Source organism: Arcobacter arenosus, from assembly GCF_005771535.1.
Classification (GTDB): domain Bacteria; phylum Campylobacterota; class Campylobacteria; order Campylobacterales; family Arcobacteraceae; genus Halarcobacter; species Halarcobacter arenosus.
This window is the reverse complement of the sequence record NZ_VANU01000001.1, coordinates 274,114-294,827: the sequence shown is the minus strand read 5'-3', so window position 1 is coordinate 294,827 and position 20,714 is coordinate 274,114. Positions and strand designations below refer to the sequence as shown.

Annotated in this window: 23 protein-coding genes; 8 read left to right on the top strand and 15 right to left on the bottom strand. The window is 28.2% G+C overall.

Going from position 1 to position 20,714, the window contains the following annotated elements; all coding sequences use genetic code 11:
* Positions 1-132 precede the first annotated feature (132 nt).
* A complete protein-coding gene (locus tag FDK22_RS01545) occupies positions 133-342 on the top strand; it encodes a hypothetical protein (RefSeq protein WP_138151063.1) in 210 nt (69 codons plus the stop codon).
* 21 nt (positions 343-363) lie between these two features.
* Here FDK22_RS01545 and FDK22_RS01540 read toward each other — a convergent pair whose 3' ends face one another.
* Positions 364-1,593: an HD domain-containing protein gene (locus tag FDK22_RS01540; protein ID WP_138151061.1), complete on the bottom strand. Its 1,230-nt coding sequence runs from the start codon at positions 1,591-1,593 to the stop codon at positions 364-366.
* 249 nt (positions 1,594-1,842) lie between these two features.
* Here FDK22_RS01540 and FDK22_RS01535 point away from each other — a divergent pair, with 249 nt between their 5' ends.
* Together FDK22_RS01535 and FDK22_RS01530 are read left to right on the top strand one after the other, a co-directional pair.
* Positions 1,843-2,823: a DUF2156 domain-containing protein gene (locus FDK22_RS01535; protein ID WP_138151059.1), complete on the top strand. Its 981-nt coding sequence runs from the start codon at positions 1,843-1,845 to the stop codon at positions 2,821-2,823.
* Complete coding sequence (locus tag FDK22_RS01530) at positions 2,820-3,242, top strand: GNAT family N-acetyltransferase (RefSeq protein WP_138151057.1); 423 nt, start codon at positions 2,820-2,822, stop codon at positions 3,240-3,242. The genes FDK22_RS01535 and FDK22_RS01530 overlap by 4 nt, the downstream gene beginning before the upstream one ends.
* A gap of 12 nt (positions 3,243-3,254) precedes the next feature.
* Here the strand turns inward: FDK22_RS01530 and rpiB are convergent, their stop codons facing one another.
* The 3 genes from rpiB to folD are packed head-to-tail and all read right to left on the bottom strand — an operon-like array spanning position 3,255 to position 5,350.
* The gene (gene rpiB, locus FDK22_RS01525; protein WP_138151055.1) at positions 3,255-3,704 is read right to left on the bottom strand and encodes a ribose 5-phosphate isomerase B; all 450 of its coding nucleotides are present in this window, start codon (positions 3,702-3,704) and stop codon (positions 3,255-3,257) included.
* On the bottom strand, positions 3,704-4,489 hold the full coding sequence (gene lepB, locus FDK22_RS01520) for a signal peptidase I (protein WP_138151053.1): 786 nt from the start codon (positions 4,487-4,489) through the stop codon (positions 3,704-3,706). The genes rpiB and lepB overlap by 1 nt, the downstream gene beginning before the upstream one ends.
* Positions 4,490-5,350 (bottom strand): bifunctional methylenetetrahydrofolate dehydrogenase/methenyltetrahydrofolate cyclohydrolase FolD, encoded by an 861-nt coding sequence (folD, locus tag FDK22_RS01515; RefSeq protein ID WP_138151051.1) that lies wholly within the window; start codon positions 5,348-5,350, stop codon positions 4,490-4,492. It lies immediately after the preceding gene.
* Positions 5,351-5,437: 87 nt separating this feature from the next.
* On the opposite strand from folD, the gene FDK22_RS01510 reads away from it, so the two are divergent.
* The 5 genes from FDK22_RS01510 (at position 5,438) to FDK22_RS01490 (ending at position 8,508) form a co-directional block, all read left to right on the top strand.
* The gene (locus tag FDK22_RS01510) at positions 5,438-5,818 is read left to right on the top strand and encodes a c-type cytochrome (RefSeq protein WP_138151049.1); all 381 of its coding nucleotides are present in this window, start codon (positions 5,438-5,440) and stop codon (positions 5,816-5,818) included.
* A gap of 78 nt (positions 5,819-5,896) precedes the next feature.
* A complete protein-coding gene (locus tag FDK22_RS01505) occupies positions 5,897-6,433 on the top strand; it encodes a 50S ribosomal protein L25/general stress protein Ctc (protein ID WP_138151047.1) in 537 nt (178 codons plus the stop codon).
* Between the two features lie 12 nt (positions 6,434-6,445).
* Positions 6,446-6,997: an aminoacyl-tRNA hydrolase gene (gene pth / locus FDK22_RS01500; protein ID WP_138151045.1), complete on the top strand. Its 552-nt coding sequence runs from the start codon at positions 6,446-6,448 to the stop codon at positions 6,995-6,997.
* 1 nt (position 6,998) lies between these two features.
* Positions 6,999-8,072 carry an LptF/LptG family permease gene (locus FDK22_RS01495; protein ID WP_138151043.1) on the top strand — a complete coding sequence of 358 codons (1,074 nt, stop codon included), beginning with the start codon at positions 6,999-7,001 and terminating at the stop codon, positions 8,070-8,072.
* Positions 8,065-8,508, top strand: a complete 444-nt coding sequence (locus FDK22_RS01490) for an NUDIX domain-containing protein (protein ID WP_138151041.1) — start codon at positions 8,065-8,067, stop codon at positions 8,506-8,508. The genes FDK22_RS01495 and FDK22_RS01490 overlap by 8 nt, the downstream gene beginning before the upstream one ends.
* Here the strand turns inward: FDK22_RS01490 and FDK22_RS01485 are convergent.
* The 11 genes from FDK22_RS01485 to FDK22_RS01435 form a co-directional block, all read right to left on the bottom strand.
* The gene (locus FDK22_RS01485; RefSeq protein WP_228711610.1) at positions 8,471-9,667 is read right to left on the bottom strand and encodes an N-acetylmuramoyl-L-alanine amidase family protein; all 1,197 of its coding nucleotides are present in this window, start codon (positions 9,665-9,667) and stop codon (positions 8,471-8,473) included. The two genes, FDK22_RS01490 and FDK22_RS01485, sit on opposite strands and share 38 nt — an antisense overlap.
* A 229-nt stretch (positions 9,668-9,896) precedes the next feature.
* Positions 9,897-10,976, bottom strand: a complete 1,080-nt coding sequence (locus tag FDK22_RS01480; protein ID WP_138151037.1) for a nitronate monooxygenase — start codon at positions 10,974-10,976, stop codon at positions 9,897-9,899.
* 16 nt (positions 10,977-10,992) lie between these two features.
* A complete protein-coding gene (tyrS, locus tag FDK22_RS01475) occupies positions 10,993-12,201 on the bottom strand; it encodes a tyrosine--tRNA ligase (protein WP_138151035.1) in 1,209 nt (402 codons plus the stop codon).
* Positions 12,202-12,212: 11 nt separating this feature from the next.
* Complete coding sequence (locus tag FDK22_RS01470; RefSeq protein ID WP_138151033.1) at positions 12,213-14,351, bottom strand: RelA/SpoT family protein; 2,139 nt, start codon at positions 14,349-14,351, stop codon at positions 12,213-12,215.
* A 45-nt stretch (positions 14,352-14,396) separates the two neighbouring features.
* On the bottom strand, positions 14,397-14,612 hold the full coding sequence (locus FDK22_RS01465) for a DNA-directed RNA polymerase subunit omega (RefSeq protein WP_138151031.1): 216 nt from the start codon (positions 14,610-14,612) through the stop codon (positions 14,397-14,399).
* A gap of 47 nt (positions 14,613-14,659) precedes the next feature.
* Entirely contained in the window at positions 14,660-15,367 is a 708-nt protein-coding gene (pyrH, locus tag FDK22_RS01460; protein WP_138151029.1) for a UMP kinase, read from the bottom strand.
* A 105-nt stretch (positions 15,368-15,472) separates the two neighbouring features.
* Entirely contained in the window at positions 15,473-16,540 is a 1,068-nt protein-coding gene (locus tag FDK22_RS01455; RefSeq protein ID WP_138151027.1) for an ATP-binding protein, read from the bottom strand.
* Positions 16,537-17,487 (bottom strand): 4-hydroxythreonine-4-phosphate dehydrogenase, encoded by a 951-nt coding sequence (pdxA, locus tag FDK22_RS01450; RefSeq protein ID WP_228711609.1) that lies wholly within the window; start codon positions 17,485-17,487, stop codon positions 16,537-16,539. Before pdxA ends, FDK22_RS01455 begins: the two co-directional genes overlap by 4 nt.
* Positions 17,484-18,260 carry a pyridoxine 5'-phosphate synthase gene (locus FDK22_RS01445; RefSeq protein WP_138151025.1) on the bottom strand — a complete coding sequence of 259 codons (777 nt, stop codon included), beginning with the start codon at positions 18,258-18,260 and terminating at the stop codon, positions 17,484-17,486. The genes pdxA and FDK22_RS01445 overlap by 4 nt, the downstream gene beginning before the upstream one ends.
* A gap of 9 nt (positions 18,261-18,269) precedes the next feature.
* Positions 18,270-19,679: an anthranilate synthase component I family protein gene (locus FDK22_RS01440; protein ID WP_138151023.1), complete on the bottom strand. Its 1,410-nt coding sequence runs from the start codon at positions 19,677-19,679 to the stop codon at positions 18,270-18,272.
* Between the two features lie 16 nt (positions 19,680-19,695).
* Positions 19,696-20,643, bottom strand: a complete 948-nt coding sequence (locus FDK22_RS01435) for an SPOR domain-containing protein (protein WP_138151021.1) — start codon at positions 20,641-20,643, stop codon at positions 19,696-19,698.
* Positions 20,644-20,714 lie beyond the last annotated feature (71 nt).

Sequence of the window (20,714 nt, the reverse complement as noted above, 5' to 3'; positions counted from 1 at the left end):
AAATATTATTAAAACTTGGAAACATAATGATTACACTTTATAAAAATAGATTATTTATAAAATTAGATTTAAAATTTATAAATACTATAAGATTACTAATAGTAATATATTATAGATAAAAGGAGGTTTATTATGACTAGTGAACATTTAGAACCTATAAAAAAAGATGATATTAAAGAATTGTCTAAATATAATGAAGATATTCATGTTATAGATTATGATGAGGGAAATTTTCATTGTGCAGAAGTGTTTTCCCATGAGGGTGCTTTTAGAGGCTGTGCTAAAACAAAAGAAGAGGCATTAAAAAAAGCAGTAAATCTATATGAAAAAGAGCATCAATAAACTCAAAATTAGAATGGAGTTTTAATCAAAATCCATTCTAACTTGAGTTTGGCCAGTGGTACAAAACTCTTCATCAATTTTTGTTGCTATTGCATGAAAATTGATGCCATTTATCTCCTTTAGCCCTTTCATAATTTGTTTTTTACCATTTATTAATTCTTTTGATTTAATTCCATGGGAAATAGATAAAGATGCTTCTACAAAAGCAGATAGTTTATCACATTGTTTTAATGCCTCTCCATCAATTGCATTGTATTTATCCATATTATATTTTGAAACATCATCTACAAGGTTAATCTCTCCATTTTGATAAATTCTATTTGCAAATTCATCCTTTGAATCTTTATACATTCCTAAAATATAACAAAACTCATCGTGCATAAACTCTGGAATATTTGGCAAAATTGCATCTTGGATTTTTTTAATTTCATACTCAGCAATAATATCTGATAAATCATCAACTGAATATTTTACAGGGGTTATAATATCCCTTGTTAAAGCTTCAGGTAAATCATGAAAAAGTGAAGTGAAGAAGTTGTTTTCAATTCTTTTTGGACATGCATTAATTTCAATTGAATAAAAATAAGCAAATATAGCAACTGTTAGCATATGACCTAATACTGAAGTTTCTGGAATTCTTGGTGTTTGTGCCCATCTTTTTTGAAATCTTAATCTACCACTTAAATCAACAACTTTTGCAAGTTTTTTATTTAATGCAATTTTTCTTACACCTATTAATTCATAATAATCCTCAATCTCTTCTTCAACGCTTTTTTTAACCTCTTCAATATCTGAAAGGAATGTAGAAGTTTGATATACAATAGAAAATTCCCATCTAGTTGAAAGATAAGATGCTGCTTTTAAAATAAATCTTTCTTTTTTATAGATATTTGGATTATTTAAATACTCTTCAAATTTTTGTAGGAAAATACCATTGTTTATTTCACCTAAAGATTTTTCTAAATTGGCTACTACCCAAGAATTAATCTCTTTAGCTCTTTTTTGTAAAGCATTTCTAAATACATCAGGTCTAATGTCAGTTACAACCACACGTCTTAAAAATTCAAAAATTGCAGCTTCTATTAAGTAATTATAATCAACATCTTTTTCAAATTTTGCAATAAAATATGCAATAATTAATTTGTGAGCTTGTTTATCAAGTTCAACTAACTCAACCATTCTTGGATAATCATTCCATCTTTGAATAGATGCAGATGAAAAAATATAGTCTATAATTTTAGGATTTATCATTTTTAATTCTTTTTATCGTCAGAAAAAAACATAAGTTTTTTACCAAGTAGCATAAGTGCTACAACTACAAGTGTTACTGTATACGCTACCCAATCTTCATACATTTTATCTCTTTTTTTGTTTTAGAGATTATCCCATAATAATGATAAATTGGTACTTAGAATCTTTTTGAAAAAGTTTTTTAATTATTTGATGCAAATTGAAAAATTAGATGTATAATTCCAAAAAATTAATATAAGGAAAACCTCAATGTCAATACTAACAATTGGCAACTATACATTAAAACATTTTGATTTAAATGCAAAAGAGATTATGGATAATTATTTAAAAGAGATTAGTGTAGATTTAAGTGATTATACATTTGCTGGAAACTATATCTGGCTTTCAACTGCAACTGGATTTTATTCAATTGTAAATGATACTTTTTGTCTTTTTATTTTAAACTCTGGTGAGTTAACAATGCTTTTACCTCCAATAGGGAAAAAAGAAAAAACATATGAAGCTATTTTAAAGTGTTTTGAAATAATGAATGTTCATAATAGTAATAGAAATTATTCAAAAATCGAATATGTTCATGAGGATATATTAGAAGGTTTTGTTGATTATCTAGAAGAGGGTACTTTAATATATGAGATGTTAAAAGACTTCCTTATTGAAAAAAAACTTGTTGATTATATATATAAAGCTGAAGATTTAATTGATTTAAAGGGTGATTCATATAAATCAAAAAGAAATGAGATAAATAAGTTTAAAAAGATTTATCCAAATCATAAAATTGAGATTCTAGAAAAATCTAAACATGGTGATGATGTTATTCAACTTTTTAATAAATGGGTTAAAGATAGAACAACATATATGCCAAAAGAGGAGATTGAAGTTTTCCTTGATGGTATCTATTTTGAAAGATTTGCAATAAAAAGATTATTTAACAACTATGAAAACCTTGATGTGATTGGTCTAGTAATTTATATAGATGATGAGATAAAAGGTTTTACTGTTGGTGAAAAAATTAATGATACAACAGCAAGTGTAATTATTGAAAAAACAGATTTTGAGGTACTTGGTTGTGCTCAATTTATTTTTAGAGAATTTACGAAAATATTAAAAGAGAAATATGCAATAGAGTATGTAAATGTTGGTGATGATATGGGCTTTGAGAATCTAAAAAAAGTAAAAATGTCATATAGACCTAATAAACTTGTTCCAAAATATACAATTTATCAAAAATGAAAATATCAAAAGCAACTAAAAAGGATGTAAAAAAACTTTTTAGTTTAGAAAATGAAGTTTTTAAAGGTGATAGTATGGCTATTTCTTTAAGTAGTTTTTATTATCACTTGAAAAATAATACAATATTTATAGTTGAAGAAAATCAATCAATCATAGGTTATATTCTTTGGTTAGAAAGAAAAAACTATTTTAGGCTTTACTCTTTATGTATCTCTACAAGTTTTCAAGAAAATGGTTTAGGAAAAAAGCTTTTAGAATATAGTTTTGAAAAAATGCCTAAAAAAGCAATGCAACTTGAGGTTAGATTATCAAATCAAAAAGCTATAAATTTATATGAAAAGTTCCAATTTAAAAAAGTTAAAATACTAAAAGATTTTTATGAAAATGAAGATGGAGTTTTAATGAGAATAGAAAGATAAACTTTCTATTCTTTAAACTCTACAGCTTCCAAAAAGATTATTGATTTTTTCAACTCTACCTTCGTGTCTTCCACCTTCAAAAGATGAATTACACCAAGCATCAACTATAGCTTCAACCATCCCATAACCAGAAACTCTTTCACCCATACAAATTACATTTGCATCATTGTGTTCTCTAGCCATTTTTGCACTATATTCATTGTGACAAAGAGCTGCTCTAATACCATCAAATTTATTTGCAGCCATACTCATCCCAATCCCTGAACCACAAATTAAAATACCTTTGCTTCCTTCATTTGCTAAAACTTCTTTACAAACTTTTGCTGCAAAATCTGGATAATCAACTCTATCTTTTGAATAAGGTCCTAAATCTTCAACTTCATGACCTCTTGCTTCAAATAACTCTTTTACATATGCTTTAATATCAATACCTGCATGGTCTGCTGCTATAAAATACTTCATTAATAAATTCCCTCTTTATGATTTATTTCTATCTCTTTCCCCATCATCTCTTGTTCTATTGATTCAGGTGTTCTAAAAACTCTGTCCCATCTAATCTCTTTATTCTCATCCCAAGAAAAATATATAAACCAAGGTTTACCTACAATAAATTTATAAGGAACTGTACCCCAAAATCTAGAGTCATTAGAGTGATCTCTATTATCACCCATCATAAAAAATTCACCCTCAGGAATAAGAACAGGCATTAAATCAAATAGTTGGTATGGATTTAAACCATTCTTTGTAACTGATGGGTCATTATGGATTCCTGGATGATCTTTTCTATATGGATCTACTACAAATAGTTTTCCATCAGCTTCTATTGTTTGATAACCTTTGTAATTTTCTTTTACAAACTCATTACCTTCATTTGGGTGAAGAAGTAGGTGTTTATCTTTAAGTGCAACAATATCCCCACCTACTGCAACACACCTTTTTACATAGTGAATTGCTTCATTTCCTGGATATCTAAATACAACAATATCACCCCTTTGAGGTTTATCCCCCTCTATTAAATGACCATTATCATTAAAGTCTGGTAAAACTTTAACTTCAAGCCATGGTATTCTTGGTGTTGGTATTCCATAAGAAAATTTCTTTACAAAAAGCATATCCCCAATTAGTAAAGTATTTTTCATACTTCCACTAGGGATTACAAAAGCTTGAGCTATAAAGAATATAATTGCTAGAACAATTACAACTGTACCTGTCCAAGAGCTAGACCACTTGTATATTTTGCCTAACATCTATTTACTTTCTCTATCTTCTCTTAGTTTAGCCGCTTTAACTGTATTTTTTAGAAGCATTGCAATAGTCATTGGTCCAACTCCACCTGGAACTGGAGTAATATATGAACACTTCTCTTTACATCCTTCAAAATCAACATCACCAACTAGTTTTCCTGTTTCTAGTCTGTTAATTCCTACATCAACTACAATAGCTCCCTCTTTTACCATATCTTCTGTTACAAGGTTAACTCTTCCAGCTGCTACAATTAGTATATCTGCATTTAAAGTATGAGCTTTTAAATCTTTTGTTTTTGAATTACAAACTTCAACTGTTGCTTTTGCATTTATCATTAGTGCTGCCATTGGTTTACCAACAATGTCAGATGCTCCAATAATACAAACATTTTTCCCAACTAAATCTATATTGTACTCTTCTAACATTCTCATAACACCAAATGGAGTTGCAGGTAAAAATGCATCAAGGTTTGAAACCATTCTTCCAACATTGTATGGGTGGAAACCATCAACATCTTTTTGTGGGTCAATTGCTTCAAGAATTGTTGTAGTATCAACTTGTGGAGGTAATGGAAGTTGTACTAAAATTCCATCAAGGTTTGGGTTTTCATTCATTCTGTCAATAATATCTAATATTTCATCTTGTGAAATTGTATCTGGCATTTCATGAACTACTGAATAAATACCAGCATTTTTACACGCTTTTGCTTTCATCCCTACATAAGTAGCACTTGCTGCATCATTTCCAACTAATATTACTGCTAAACCAGGAGTTATATGTTTTTCTTTTTGAAGTTGTTCAACTTCAACTTTTACTTCTTCTTTAATCTTGTCCGATAATGCTTTACCATCTAATATAGTCATACTCTTATAGCCTCATATGTATTTAAATTTAGGTTGATATAATATCCAAAAAATTTTTAATATAGCATTACATCTTAGAGGTTACAATTGAGACTAATTTTATCAGTTATATTTTTATCAAGTTTATTATTTTCTGCAACTAAAAATACCCTTGATAATTCATTTATTACAAGATTTGAATATGGAGCTATGCTTTATGAAAATCCAAGGGGAGTAGGGTGTATTTCTTGCCATAAAAAAGGTGACAAACCAGTTATAATTGCAAAATATAAAGAGAAAGATAAAAAAACAAAAAAGTTAGTAGAAAAATCTATAATTGCACCTGCAATCAATAATGTAAGTTATGAAGTATTTATCGATAAAATGACTGCTGACAAAACAGATTCAAAGGTTATGCCAACATATTTTTTAACGAAAGAGGAACTTGATTCTTTATTTTTTTATATAAAAAGATTAAATAAAAAATAAAACTTATACTTTCATTAAACTAACTTTTATAAAACTTTTAGTAAAATCGCAGTCCAAAATTTAAAACAAAGGAATGTTATGTTAGAGGGTATCGTAAGAGATAGTATGACAAAACAAGAAACTAAATCTTTAAGAAAAGATGGTTACTTAATTGCAAATATCTATGGAAAAGGTTTAGAAAATATTAATGCTGCATTCAAAAAGAATGAATTCATTAAATTTTTAAGAAATAAAACAACTATTGCATTTGATGTAAAAGTTGGTGAAAACACAGTTAAAGTTGTAGTACAAGAGTATCAAAAATGTCCAATCACTTCTGATTTATTACATGTTGATTTAATGATTGCTCAACCAGGTGTTAGAACTTCTTATAAAGTTCCAGTAACAGTTGAAGGTACTCCAAAAGGTCTTAAAAACAAAGGTCTTTTTGTATTCCACAAAAAAAGAGTTCCAGTTAAATGTACAATTGAAAACTTACCAGAGTCTTTCCATTTACAAATTGCTGATCTTGATACTGGTGACAATATCTTAGTTAGAGACTTAACTATGCCAGAAGGTGTACAATGTTTCTTAGACCCAAGAGTTCCAGTTGTAGGTGTTATTAAAGCTAAGTAATTAGGTTTTTTAATGCATTTAATTGTAGGTCTTGGTAATATTGGTGATAAGTATCAATTAACTAGACACAACATAGGATTTTTAGTTATCGATGAGATAACTAAAAATCTAACAACTTCAAACATAAATAAATCAAACTTCAAATCAGACCTTTTTAAATCAGGTTACAATCTTTATTCAAAACCTAAAACTTATATGAACCACTCAGGAGAGGCTGTTCATTCAATCAAAGAATATTATAAATTAGAAAATGAAAATATTATAGTTATTCATGATGATTTAGATTTACCTTTTGGAAGTGTTAAATTTAAAATTGGTGGTGGTCATGGCGGTCATAATGGTTTAAGATCAATTGATTCTTATATTGGTAAAGATTATATTAGGGTAAGAATTGGAATTGGTAAGCCGCAAGATAAGACACAAGTGGCAAATTATGTATTATCAAACTTTTCAAAAGAAGAATTAAATAAATTAGAAGATATAATCTCTCATACTATAAAAGCAATAGACGCACTAAAAGTTGAAGATATTGATGTAGTAAAATCAAAATTTACATTAAAATAATATGAGCATATTAACAAAATATATTTTAAAAAAATACCTATTACACTTTTTTATTGTTTTAATTTCCCTAGAACTATTTTTTGTAGGTATGGATTTTTTACAAAACTCTAAGAATCTTCCAGATTCTGCAAACTTGCAATTTTTGTATTTAATGTATAACACGTTATTTTCACTTTTCTTAACACTCCCCTTGTCTTTAGTTTTTGCATGGGTAGTAACCTTGGTAATTTTTATTAGAAATAATGAATTGGTTGCTTTTAGTTCATTGGGAGCTAAAAGACTTAAAATTTATATTCCAGTTATACTTAGTGCTTTTTCATTAATACTTATGCAGATAATGCTTCAAATGACACCTGTTGCCTATTCTTATGAACAAAAAAATAAGATTTTAGATGGAAATTACTTCAGTAGTATGAAATCAGATATTTTTTTAAAATATAATGACAATTTTATATATTTTGAAAATCTATATCCTTTGAAGAAAGAAGCTCAAAATATTCATATATATAAAGTTGTTGATGATGATATCGTTGAAACAATAATTGCTAAAAAAGCAATTTTCCAAAATGATAAATGGTATATAATAGATGCAAAAATTGTAAAAAAGCCAAAAGATTTAGATTTTCAAACTTCTAAATTAGAGGTTAGATATGAAAAATTTTTAAATACACTTGAAGGGTTTAAGCCTAAAATTTTAGATAATGTGTATGAATCAAAATCAAATTTTTCTATACTTGATGCTATTTCAGCATTAACTTTATTAAGTGAGCAGGGTGTTAATACTGATAAGATTAGAGCTGCAATATATTATGAAACTTTTATTCCTTTTTTTATTATCCCTTTAATGATGATGATATTTGCTTTTAGTTCTTTAAATAGAAGATTTTTTAATTTAGGAACCTTTACTTCTTTTTCTGTATTTGGAACCTTAGTTATTTGGGGAATATTTTTTATGTTACACAAATTTTCAAATAGTGGAGTAATAAAACCAGAATTTTCTTTACTTGTTCCACTTTTATTATGGTTTGTTATTTCATTTATAATTTATAAAAAAAGAGTTGGTATAGATGCCTAAAGAGTATGCTTATGGTGTAATCCCTTATAAAATAAAAGATGGGAAAATTAAAATATTACTTTGCAAATCAGTAAAAAGTTATGACAAATGGGGCTGTTTAAAGGGTGTTCAAGATAAGAATGAAACCGCAAAAGAATGTGCTAAAAGGGAGTTTTTTGAGGAATCATCTATAAGAGTTGATATAGATGATTTTGAGGAGTATTTTTCCCAAAAGAATGAATCTAAAGATATTGGAGTTTGGCTTATTAACTCAAAAAATGTTTTAAATATTGATAGCTTCTTTTATAATGATACTTTATATAAATATCTTTTATCTTGGGAAAATTCTAAGGTAAAGTTTTTCGATATTGAAGACTTACCTAGAATCAAAAAGAAACAAAAAAAATTAATTAAAGAGGTTAAGGATTTTTTGCGAAATAAGCATCGATTCCATTAGCAATACCTAAAGCTAAACCTTTTTGATATTTAGAATAAAATAGTCTTTTCCCCTCTTTTGGGTGAGTTATATATCCAACTTCGATTAAAACTGATGGCATTTGAGCTCCAACAAGTACCCAAAATGGACCTTCTCTAACACCACTATCAACTACATCTTTATATATTTTTCTTGCACTATAAAGCATGTTTCTTTGAATATCAATTGAAAGTTTATGGGATGCTGTTATTCTTGGTCTGTTTAATGATTCCAAGAAGGCTTGTTTTGTAGAACCACTCATATTTCTAACATCAGATTTATTTTCTAATGCTGCAACTCTTTTAGCCCTTTCACTTCTTGCAGGACTTAGGAAAAATGTCTCAACACCTTCCATCTCTCTTGCTTTTGATTTTGGAACAGCATTAGCATGAATTGAGATAAATATATCAGCTTTCTTTTTATTTGCTAGTATTGTTCTATTATTTACTTTAATAAATCTATCAGAGTTTCTAGTAAGGTATACTTTGTATCCTCTTTGTTTTAAGTATGATTCTAAGTATTTTGTTATTTTAAAAACAACCACTTTTTCATATTTATTTTTTCCACCAACTGCACCAGAGTCCTTCCCTCCATGTCCAGCATCTAAAACAACAATTTTCCCTTTTCCTGGAAGATATATCTTTTTCTCTTTCGCTATTTTAGCAATAGGTTTTTTAGTAGAACTTTTATCTAGACCAAGTACTGTAATTTTGATAGTGTCTTTATTTACATGATAAACAGTTTTTAAATTTTTTCTATCTTCAAATAAAATCTTTAAAGTGTTTTTATCTTCTTGTTTAATAACTATTTGTTTTACACCATCAATTTTTAATTTAGTTGGAAATGCATCTTTAAAATTACCCTTTAATTCATAAATATCTTGTGTACCATTTTTTATCTTTTTTTCATAAAACTTCACATAATCTTTAGTGACATTTGTGTTAAAAGTTATAATAATTTGATTGTTTTCGTCAACTACAGATTTAATTGAATATATTGAGTTATTAACATTGTGCTTAGATATTTTTACATTTTTAATGGGTTTAATTTTTTTATCAACTTTAATAGGTTCGATTTTAATAGGTTCAATTTTTTTAGAATTTTCAATTTTAATAGGTTCAATTCTTATACTCTTAACCAAAGAACCATTATATTTTTTTAATTCTTTTTCATATTTATTTACATTAAGGTTTAGTTTTTTTCCCGTATTTATAAGGGTTTGTAAACTTTGTATCTCTTTGTCTTGATTATTATTAAGAACAGCTTTTAAATAAGCTATTCTTGCTGAATTATACTCTTCCCTTAGATTATCAGAAGCGTATATTATAGTAGTAATAAGAAATAGTAGAAGAATAAATTTTTTAAAAATTTTATTCTCCTTTAGTTAGTTTTTCCATTAATTCATGTACAGAAATAATTTTGTCAATCTTGTATCCATTTGAACCTGAAAAGAATAATCCAGTATCTTCATCTCCAAGATAAGCTGCTCCAAGTCTATCTGCAATACAATATCCAACTGCTTTTGCCTCAACTCCTCTATTACATGGAGCTACACAGTTTGAAATACATTGAACTTTTGGTGCAGTATTATTTTCTATTGACCATTGAAGATTAGTTCTAACTCCCCTTGCTGGTAAGCCAACTGGAGATTTCATAAGTTTAATATCATCATCATTTGCATTTAGAAGAACATTTTTGAATTTTTCATCTGCATCACATTCAAAGGTACCAATAAATCTAGTAGCCATTTGAACACCCGCACAACCCATATCCATAAATTTGTCAATATCTTTTTTATCCCATACTCCACCTGCAGCAATAATTGGAATATCTCCCCATTTTTTTGCTTCTTCGATAACTGGAGGAATAATATTTTCTAATTGGAACTCTTCTTTAAAGCAATCTTCATATTTAAACCCTTGATGACCACCGCTTAAAGGACCTTCAACAATGATTGCATCAGGAATTTTGTTATATCTTTGCCATTTTTTACAAATAAGTTTTAATGCTCTTGCAGAAGATACAATTGGAACTAATGCAACATCTGGATAATCTTTTGTAAATTCAGGCATATTTGTAGGTAATCCAGCACCTGTAATTATAATATCTGCTCCTGCTTCACAGGCATCTTGAACAACTCTACCATAATCATTAATTGCATAAAGTACGTTACAAGCTAATGGGGCATCACCACAAAGTTTTCTAGCATTGTTAAAAATCTCTTTTAGTGCATCTTTACTATAAAAGTTTGCCACATCTTTTGGTTTATCTTTTTTAGTAATTATGTTAACATTTTCACTTAAGTTTTTATAATAACCAGTTCCAACTCCAGAGATAACTCCTAGGCCACCTTCTTTACTAACACTACCTGCTAATTGATCCCAGCTAATTCCTACACCCATTCCACCTTGAATTATTGGATGTTTGATTTCATATTTTCCTATTTTCAAAATTATTGGCCTTATTTTATTTTATTATTATCTTAGCGAAACTTTTTTTACCCTTTTGTAAAATATACTCTCCAACTTCTAAATTTAGTTTTTCATCTGTTACTTTTTCTTGATTTATACTAACTGCATTTGCTTTTACATCACGTCTTGCTTGTGAAGTTGAATTAACAAGTTTTGCATCAACTAATGCCTGACAAAGCCAAATTCCTGCTGTCATTTCATATTCAGGCATATCTGTAGGGATATCTTTTTTAGCAAATATTTTTTCAAATTCAGCTTTTGCAATTTCCCCTTGTCCCTCACCATGAAATCTTTCAACAATCTCCATTGCAAGTTCTTCTTTTACTTTTTTAGGGTGTAAAGAACCATTTTCCACACCAGTTTTTAAATCTTCAATCTCTTTTAGTGATTTAGAAGATAATAGTTCATAATATCTCCACATTAATTCATCTGAAATTGATAAAGTTTTCCCAAACATATCGTTTGGATTATCTGTTACACCAATATAATTTCCTAAAGATTTAGACATCTTTTGAACACCATCTAAACCTTCTAAAATTGGCATCATTAATACAGCTTGTTGTTTACCTGTATTGTATGCTTTTTGTAAAGTTCTTCCCATAAGTAAGTTAAACTTTTGATCAGTTCCACCAAGTTCAATATCTGTACCCATTGCAACTGAATCATAACCTTGAAGTAAAGGATAAGTAAACTCGCTTACTGCAATTGGTGTATTTGAAGCATATCTTTTAGCAAAATCATCTCTTTCAAGCATTCTTGCAACTGTTAAGTTTGACGCAAGTGATATTAATCCACCAGTTCCAAGCTCTTTTAACCATTTTGAATTAAATTTCACTTCTGTTTTTTCTGGATCTAGAATTTTAAAAACTTGTTCTTTATAAGATTGTGCATTTTCTAAAACATCCTCTTCACTTAAAACTTTTCTTGTTTCACTTTTTCCTGTTGGATCTCCAATTGTTGCCGTAAAATCTCCAATTAAAAATTGTACAATTCCTCCAAATTTTTGGAATGTTGCAAGCTTTTGAATTAATACAGTATGTCCTAGGTGTAAGTCTGGTGCAGTAGGGTCAAATCCTGCTTTAACATAGAAGTTCTCACCGTTTTCATAATAGTTTTTTAGTAATTTTTCAATACCTTCTATATCAATTATTTCAGCTGTTCCTCTTTGAATTTCAGCTAGGGCTTCTTTAATCTTCTCTTCCATTTATCCTCTTTTTATGATTTATATGCATCGTTTTTAGAAAAAAATTCAATCACTTTTGCTTTTTTCTCTATAATTTTTCTAACCTCTTCAACGTTAGAATTGTTCATTTCAAATTCAATATCACAATATTGTCTATATGAATGTTTTTCTCTACCATAATCTATTTTTAATATATAACCCTCATACTGACTCATATGCATTAATAGTTTTGCTAATTCACCTTTTGTATTTGGTAGGCTAACAACCATTTTATATTGATACAATGTATCTTTTGTCCATTGACAATAAAGCATCTCTTCATTACTCATGATTTTTTTGTAAGCTTTATCACACATCTTGTGGTGAATCACAGCTTTGTTACCCTCTTTAAAAGCAACAATTTCATCATTGAATTTTGGATGACAGCAGTGGTCAAATGATACAGAATTAATACTAAAATTTGAATATATAATCATATTGTCAAATTTTAATTTTTTAATTTTACTAGTGTAAATTTTAAATCTTGCTACAAAACCTTGCCCACTAATGATATTTTTTTCAATCTCATGTTTTACATGTTTAAAGTAATCAAGAATATGTGGTACTTTATATAGTGAATCTACTTTGTATCTGCTTACAACATCAGGAATTATAGTTTTAAAAACAGAATTTATGATATTTCTTCCTGTTAATTCATCTATCTCTTTTAATCTTTGTGAACATAAAGCTCTAATTTGTTTTTTTGCTCTATTAGTTTTAACTAAATCAATCCAAGAACATCTTGGAATTGCATAGTCTACAGTTTTAATAGAAACTATATCTGAACTATGTAATTCAGTTAAAAGGGGTTTTTTAATTTTATTAATATTACATTCAACTGCATTTTTACCAACATCAGTGTGAACAGCATATGCGAAATCATAAGCTGTAGCACCCCTTGGCAAGTTAAAAGTATCACCTTGCGGAGAATAAACTGTAATCTCCTCAGAATAAAGGTCAGCTTTTGTATCATGATAAAATTCTTCAATATTATCGTTAGAATATTCTAATGATTCAAGCCAATTTAAATTTGGTTGTTGAGCTTCACCAATTTTGTATTTCCAGTGAGCAGCAACACCATATTCAGCAACTTTATTCATCTCATAAGTTCTAATTTGAACTTCATATATTTTTGAATTATAAAAAACTGTAGTATGGATTGTTCTATACCCATTCTCTTTAGGAGTTGCTACATAATCTTTAAATCTTGAAATTAAAGGTTTATATTCCATATGTAAATGACCTAAAACCTTATAACAATCAATATCATCTTCAACTAAAATTCTTATTGCAAGTAGGTCTAAAACTTCATCAATTGTTACACCTTTTCTTTGCATCTTTAGGTATATTGAGTAATAGTGTTTTATTCTACTATTTATTTGGATTTTACTTAAATCAAAGCCATTTTTCTCTAAAAGCTTCTTAGTTGAAGAGATAAACTTATTGAAAGTTAATTGAATAGCATGTTCATGCTCTTTTATAAAATTATCTATTTTAGTAAATTCATTTGGATAAATATATGTAAAAGCTAAATCTTCTAAGGTATTTTTTATTGTAGAGATACCAAGTCTATGTGCAATTGGTACATAAACAACCATAGTTTCTTCAGCAATTCTAAGCTGCTTATTTTGTGGTAAAGAACCAAGTGTAAGCATATTATGAAGTCTATCACATAATTTTACAACTAAAACTCTAACATCATCAATTGAAGCAATAAGCATTTTTCTAAAAGTTAAAGCTGATGATATTAGTTTTGTATTTGAGTTTGAAGGAACAAGTTCATGTTCTCTAATCTCATCAATTTTAGTAAGTCCATCAACCATATGGGCAATATCTTCACCCCATTTTTCTTTGATGAACTCAAGGTTAAATTTTGTATCCTCTACTACATCATGTAATAGTGCAGTTGCTATGATATCCTCTTCGTTTGAAAAACGTGCAGCCACACAAGCAACTAAAATAGGATGCGTTACATAAGGCTCTCCACTTTTTCTAAATTGACCCTCATGGGCTTCAATAGCAAAGTCAAGAATCTCTTGTAACTTTTGAGTAATTTTAGTTTCTGAATAAAGTAGTTCAATAGCATCTTTTAAATTATTGATACTTTGAATTTTTAGAATAAATGGATCCATAAATTATTGTAAATCAAAAAGTTATAAAAGATTTAATCTTTATAACTATTCTTTATCTACAAGCCCTTCAATTTTTAAAAGTCCACTTGCAATCTCGTCAATTGCAATATCAGTATATTTCATATTCTGAGTATTTTTATCTAAAAGTGGTTTTGCACCTTTACTTAATTCGTCAGCTCTTTGTCCAACAGCAATAGCTAAAATATATCTATCGTTGTTAACTTTTTTTAAAGCTTGTGACATTCTTTCTTCTAATCTCATTTACTATTTCCTTTTATTGGTTCCCAAAAGGGGAACCTTAATTATTTTTATTTAACAATCGAACATTTAGTGTAATCACCTTTGATTATACTAAGTAGATTACCTTTTTCATTCATATTTGCAACAACAATTGGAAGTTTGTTATCTTTTGCTAATGCAATTGCAGTATCATCCATAACTTTGATATGATCCTCTAAAGCTTGATCATATGTTATTGTTTCAAGCTTAACAGCATCATCATATTTCATTGGGTCTTTGTCATAAACACCATCAACTTTTGTTGCTTTGATTAACATTTGTGCCCCAATTTCTGTTGCTCTTAACGTAGCAGCAGTATCAGTAGTAAAATAAGGATTTCCTGTTCCTGCACTAAAAATTACTACTCTTCCTTTTTGTAAGTGTCTTGTTGCTCGTCTTACAATATATGGCTCTGCAATTTGTTCCATCTTAATTGCAGTTTGTAGTCTTGCACTTAAGCCTTTGTGTTCAAGTGCTTCTTGCATAGCAACACCATTTATAACAGTTGCAAGCATTCCCATATAATCAGCACTTGTTCTTTTAATAACACCATCAGCAGCAGCTGTAACACCTCTTACTATGTTACCTCCACCAATTACAATACCAACTTCAATATTATTATTAACTAACTCTTTGATTTCATTTGCAATGTAATCTAAAATTTGAGTATCAATACCATATCCATCTGCACCAGCTAGTGCTTCCCCCGAAAATTTTACAAGTACTCTTTTGTTCATTCCATTCCTTTTAATAGTATGAAAAAGAGTTAATACCCCAGCTCTTTAACTACTATAAATTGTGCGAGTTTATCTAAAATATCCTAAAAAAATCGTTAAATTGAATTAGCTTAATGCCCATTCATAAAAAGGTAAGACTGTTACTTCTAAATTTTGAATAAAAAAATGCTCATTATTTGATACTGTAATTACGTATAATTCTTTTATTTCATGTTCATTTGCAACTTTTTTTATCCTTTTTAATTGACTTTGCATTATTGTTGAATTAAAAAAAGGAATAGAAACAATTGCAATATTTTCATCTGGTATATAAAAGTCTATATAGTCCAGATAATAAAGCTTTTTGTATCGATTTAATAGTTCTAAAAAGATTAGATTAGTAAGTTCATTTTTAAATTTCTTTTTATGTGTAATACTTGAAAATAGGGCACAGTTATAGGTATATATTTTTTTAACAGCCTTTTCTTGCATAAATTTTGGAAGAAAATATATTATCTTTTCATTTTCTAATCTTTTACACTCTTCATAAAATTTATCTTTTGAAATTTTAATTTTTTCTTTTAAAGTTAAAAAAATCTGATTTAATGATTTTTTTTCATCCATATTAAATACTAAGATTTTTAAAATCTCTTCACAAGTTTCATCTTTATTTATTAGTTTTATTAAGTTTTGTAAAGATTCATAGATTTTATAATCAGGGGTTTGAAGAGTTTCAGGTAAATTCCCATATCTCAAGAAATTGTTAAATAAGTGTGTGATATTTTGATTTTTTTTATCATGAAGTAAGTATTCCTCAAAATCTAAAGGGTTTAAAAAAAGGTTTTTGAATCCTTTTTCTTTTCTTGCTTGTTTAGTTGTAATAATTACACTATCACAATATGGAATTTTAAATTGAAAATCAAAGTTTTCTAAAACTATAACTTTTATATTATTTCTTATTACAAACTCTTCTAGATTTTCTTCAATCTCTTGGTAAGTATTTCTTGTATCATTAAAGTCTATATAAATATATTCTTTAGAATCAAAGTTTGATAAATAATCGAAAATTAAAAAACTTTTTCCAGATTTAGGAGGGCCAGAAAGGATAGTTTTTGGGTGGGTAATTCTTATTTTTCTTTCAATAAAATTTATTTTTGAAAATTCTAATTCATGACAAAACTCAAGGCTTGTCATGATAGTTTATTTTCCTGTAGATTTACCGCTTCTTTAACCGCATTAATATAACTTTTATAGTTTAATTTTCTATCATTTTTATATGCAATATCAAAAGCAGTTCCATGATCAACCGATGTTCTAATAATTGGAAGATTTAGACTTACATTTATACTTTGATCAAAATATAATGCCTTTAACGGAGCTAATCCTTGGTCATGGTACATAGCTACAAAATATTTAAAGTTTTTCCTTGACATTGGAGAAAATGCAGTATCAGGTACTAGTGGTCCTTTAAATATCTTTTTATCTAAAGCTTTATTTGCATTTTTAATAGCTTTGAAAATCTCAACCTCTTCATTACCTAAAACACCATTATCACTTGCATGGGGATTTAGTGCTAATACACCAATATTTGGAGAGTTTACATTATTATAAAAGTCAATTAAAAAATTAGTTAGCTTTTTTTCTTCAATTGATTTTGCAACTTTTTTTAAAGGGATATGTTCAGTAAAAAGTCCTACAAATAATTTTTTACAACCTAACATCATAATGGCATCTTCACCAAAAAAGTCCCTTAAAACTTCTGTATGACCTTTATATTTTATATTTGCTTTATTCCAAGATTCTTTATTAATTGGAAGAGTTACTATTGCTTTAACTTTTTTCTTATTTGCTAAGTTAATAGCTTCCGTAAAAGAATCATATGAAAATTTACCACTTCTTTTAGATACTTGACCTGGTTTTATCTCAAATTCACCCTTTACACTAAAGATATCAAAATCATCAGGAATCTCTAGCTTTAAAAGATTCGCAGCTTCTTTTAACATCTTTTTATTTATGCAATATAGAGGTTTACAGTATTTAGAGATTTTTTCATGGGCTTTTAAAGCAATTTCAATACCAATCCCATTTAAATCACCAACTGAAACTGCTATTAAAGGTTTCTCTTCCATTGTTTTACTCATAATAGTTCTTTCATATCTTTTATAGCTTTTTCAAGTCCTGTAAAAACTGATCTAGCTATAATACTTTGACCTATATTTAATTCATCTATTGTTTTTAATTTTGAGATTTCTGTAACATTTTGGTAATTTAATCCATGTCCTGCAGCTACTTTTAAACCTAAATCAACAGCTTTTAAAGCAGATTTTTTTATCTCTTTTTTACTATTATGAAGTAGCTCTTTTAACTCTTCTCTACTTATTTCTAACTCTTTGATACTATGTTGAGAGTTTGAAAGGTTTCCATAAAGCATTGCATATAAATTTGCAAATGTTCCCGTATGAAGCTCTACCCATTCAACTTTTAAATCTTTTGATAACTCTATCATCTTTTTATCTGGGTCAATAAATAAAGATACCTCTATATCATTGTCATGAAGTTTTTTTACAGCTTTTTTGATTTTTGAATATCCTGCTTCTAAATCAAGTCCACCTTCAGTTGTAACTTCTTCCCTTTTTTCTGGAACAAGCGTTGCTCTATGTGGTTTTAATTCACAAACAATATCAATTATATCTTCATCAATTGCGCACTCTAAATTTACAGGTAAAGGGGAAAGTTTACAGATGTTTTTTGCATCATCATCGTTGATATGCCGTCTATCTTCTCTTAAGTGTATTGTTATTTGATCTGCACCGGCAATTTTACAAATTCCCAAAGCATCCATAGGATTTGGGTCATTGATTTTTCTAGCTTCTCTTAATACAGCAATGTGGTCAATATTTACTCCAAGTAACAAAGTAATCCTTTATGATAAATCTTTTAATGTTGAGATATTTGCAGCAAGTTTATTTTGAACTTCTAAATATTCAAGTTCAGGAATAGAATCTGCAACAACTCCAGCTCCTGCTTGGAAAATAATCTCATCTTCTTTAATTAATGATGTTCTAATTGTAATTGCAGAATCCATATTTCCATCAAAACCAAAATAAGCAATACTTCCCGAATAAAAATTTCTTTTAATCCCTTCAAATTGTGCAATTAATTCCATTGCCCTAATTTTTGGAGCTCCTGTCATTGTTCCTGCTGTAAAAGTTGCTGCAAAAAGGTCAAACATATCGTATTTATCATCAATTATTGCTTCTACATCAGATACCATATGCATAACATGTGAGTATTTTTCTACTCTCATTAAATCAGTTACTTTTACTGTTCCTGGACGTGCAACTCTCCCTACATCATTTCTACCAAGGTCAACTAACATTAGATGTTCTGCTTTTTCTTTTACATCAGATAACATCTCTTCTTCAAGCTCTAAGTCTCTATCTATATTTTTTCCTCTTTTTCTAGTACCTGCAATAGGTCTTAAAAGTAGGTGTCCATCTACAAGCTTAATCATAACCTCAGGAGAACTTCCTGCAATTGTAAAATCTTCATATTCAAGTAAAAATAGATAAGGACTTGGGTTTTTACTTCTTAATGCTCTATAAAAACTAAGGTGATCAACCTTTGCTTTTTGGATAAATCTATTTGACATTAGAATTTGGAAAACATCTCCAGATCTAATCATCTTTTTAGATTCTTCTACCATTTCAAAGAATTTTTCTTTTGAATAGTTAAATTTACCCTCGTCAATAATTTCTGCTTTTTTAAGTGGTGTAAATTCATATGGTTTAAAAAGCTCTTCTTCAATTTTTTTTAGGTCATTTTTAAATGATTCAACTGAAGTAACCATAATCAATTTTGATGTCTTATGGGAAAATCCTAAGATGATATTTGGTCTAATTAAGTCTAAATCAGGCATATTTAATTGGTCTTCTAAATTGTTCATTGATTCTTTTAATTTTGGCTCAAACTCTTTACCAATGTCATAACCAACATTACCTATAAAACCATCAACTAAACCAATTCCTAACTCTAAAGCTTTTTGTTTATAAAACTCTTTATCAAAATTTTTATAATATTTTTGTAGAAACTTTAAAGGGTTTGATTCAACTTCTGAAACTTCACCTTTTTCATTTTTGTAAAAACATGTGTTGTTTTCATACCAAACTCGTTCTCTATCTCCAATTACAATAAAAGAGTAGTTTCCATCACTTGAGTTTATTGTACTTTCAAAAAGAAAAGTAATTTCATCTTTGTATAATTTTTTAACTTTTTCATAGATCGAAACTGGTGTGAATTGATCTAGAAAAAGTTCTTTTGAATAAAATTGCATTAAATTAAATACCTTATTAGAATGTCAAAATAAATGCCCCTGAAACATTAAGATTTTTCTTAATATCATCAGTTGCTAATTTTGCTTGTCCTCTACTATTATATGGTCCAATTAAAACTTTATGGAACATTTTCCCATTGATAGAGACTTTATAAATTTTATATGAATAACCTTTTGCTTTAATATTGTTTAAATATTTTACACTTGGCATTTTTGAAAATGCTCCAATTTGAACAAAAGTTCCCTTTGGTTTAGTTGTAATTGTTGACGAAGTTGTAGAAGCTACTTGTTTTACAACTTTTTTTGGTTCAGGTTTTTTTACTACAGGTTTTGGTTCAGGTTGTTTTTTCTCTGGAACTACAATTTGTTCTTCTTTTTTTACTTCAAAAACATCAGGTTTAGTTTCAGGTGTAGTTGGTTCAACTACTAACTCTTTTTCCTCAATTTTTTTAAGGTCAAGGTTCTCTTCAACTTTTTCATCAATTGCTTGTGCTTTTTGATTTTCTTCTTTTATATTTTTTAGTTTTTCATTTATGATTTTTTGGTACTGCTCTTCTATATTTTCATTTTGAACAGATTCTTGTGAGTTTTGAGTTGACTCTTTAGTAAAACTATCATTTTCATTTGGTGAGTCATTTGTTAAAAGACGAATTATTATAACAGTTAATAAAAATAAAATTACTAAGACTAGTCCTAAAACAAGATATTTTTTCTTATTTTGTTCATTAGATTTTCCTTGACCTAACATAATATCTGAATACTCTTTTTCTTCTTGAATCTCAATCTCTCTATCAAGTCTTGAAGTGTTTATTTGACCAGGTTGATGAGGGGCTTGTCTTGGAGTATCATTATTGTTTTCATAAGCAGACTCCGCATCATTTATCTCATTTAACCTTTGTTCAATCTCATTTTTTTCTTGTTGTAACTGAACTTTTTTTATAAAATCTTCGCCTTTTATTTCCATAACTTATACCCTTTTTACTAGCTCCTTAAAAAAGGAGCTTAGAATTATAAAATCCTACGAAAAGCAAAATG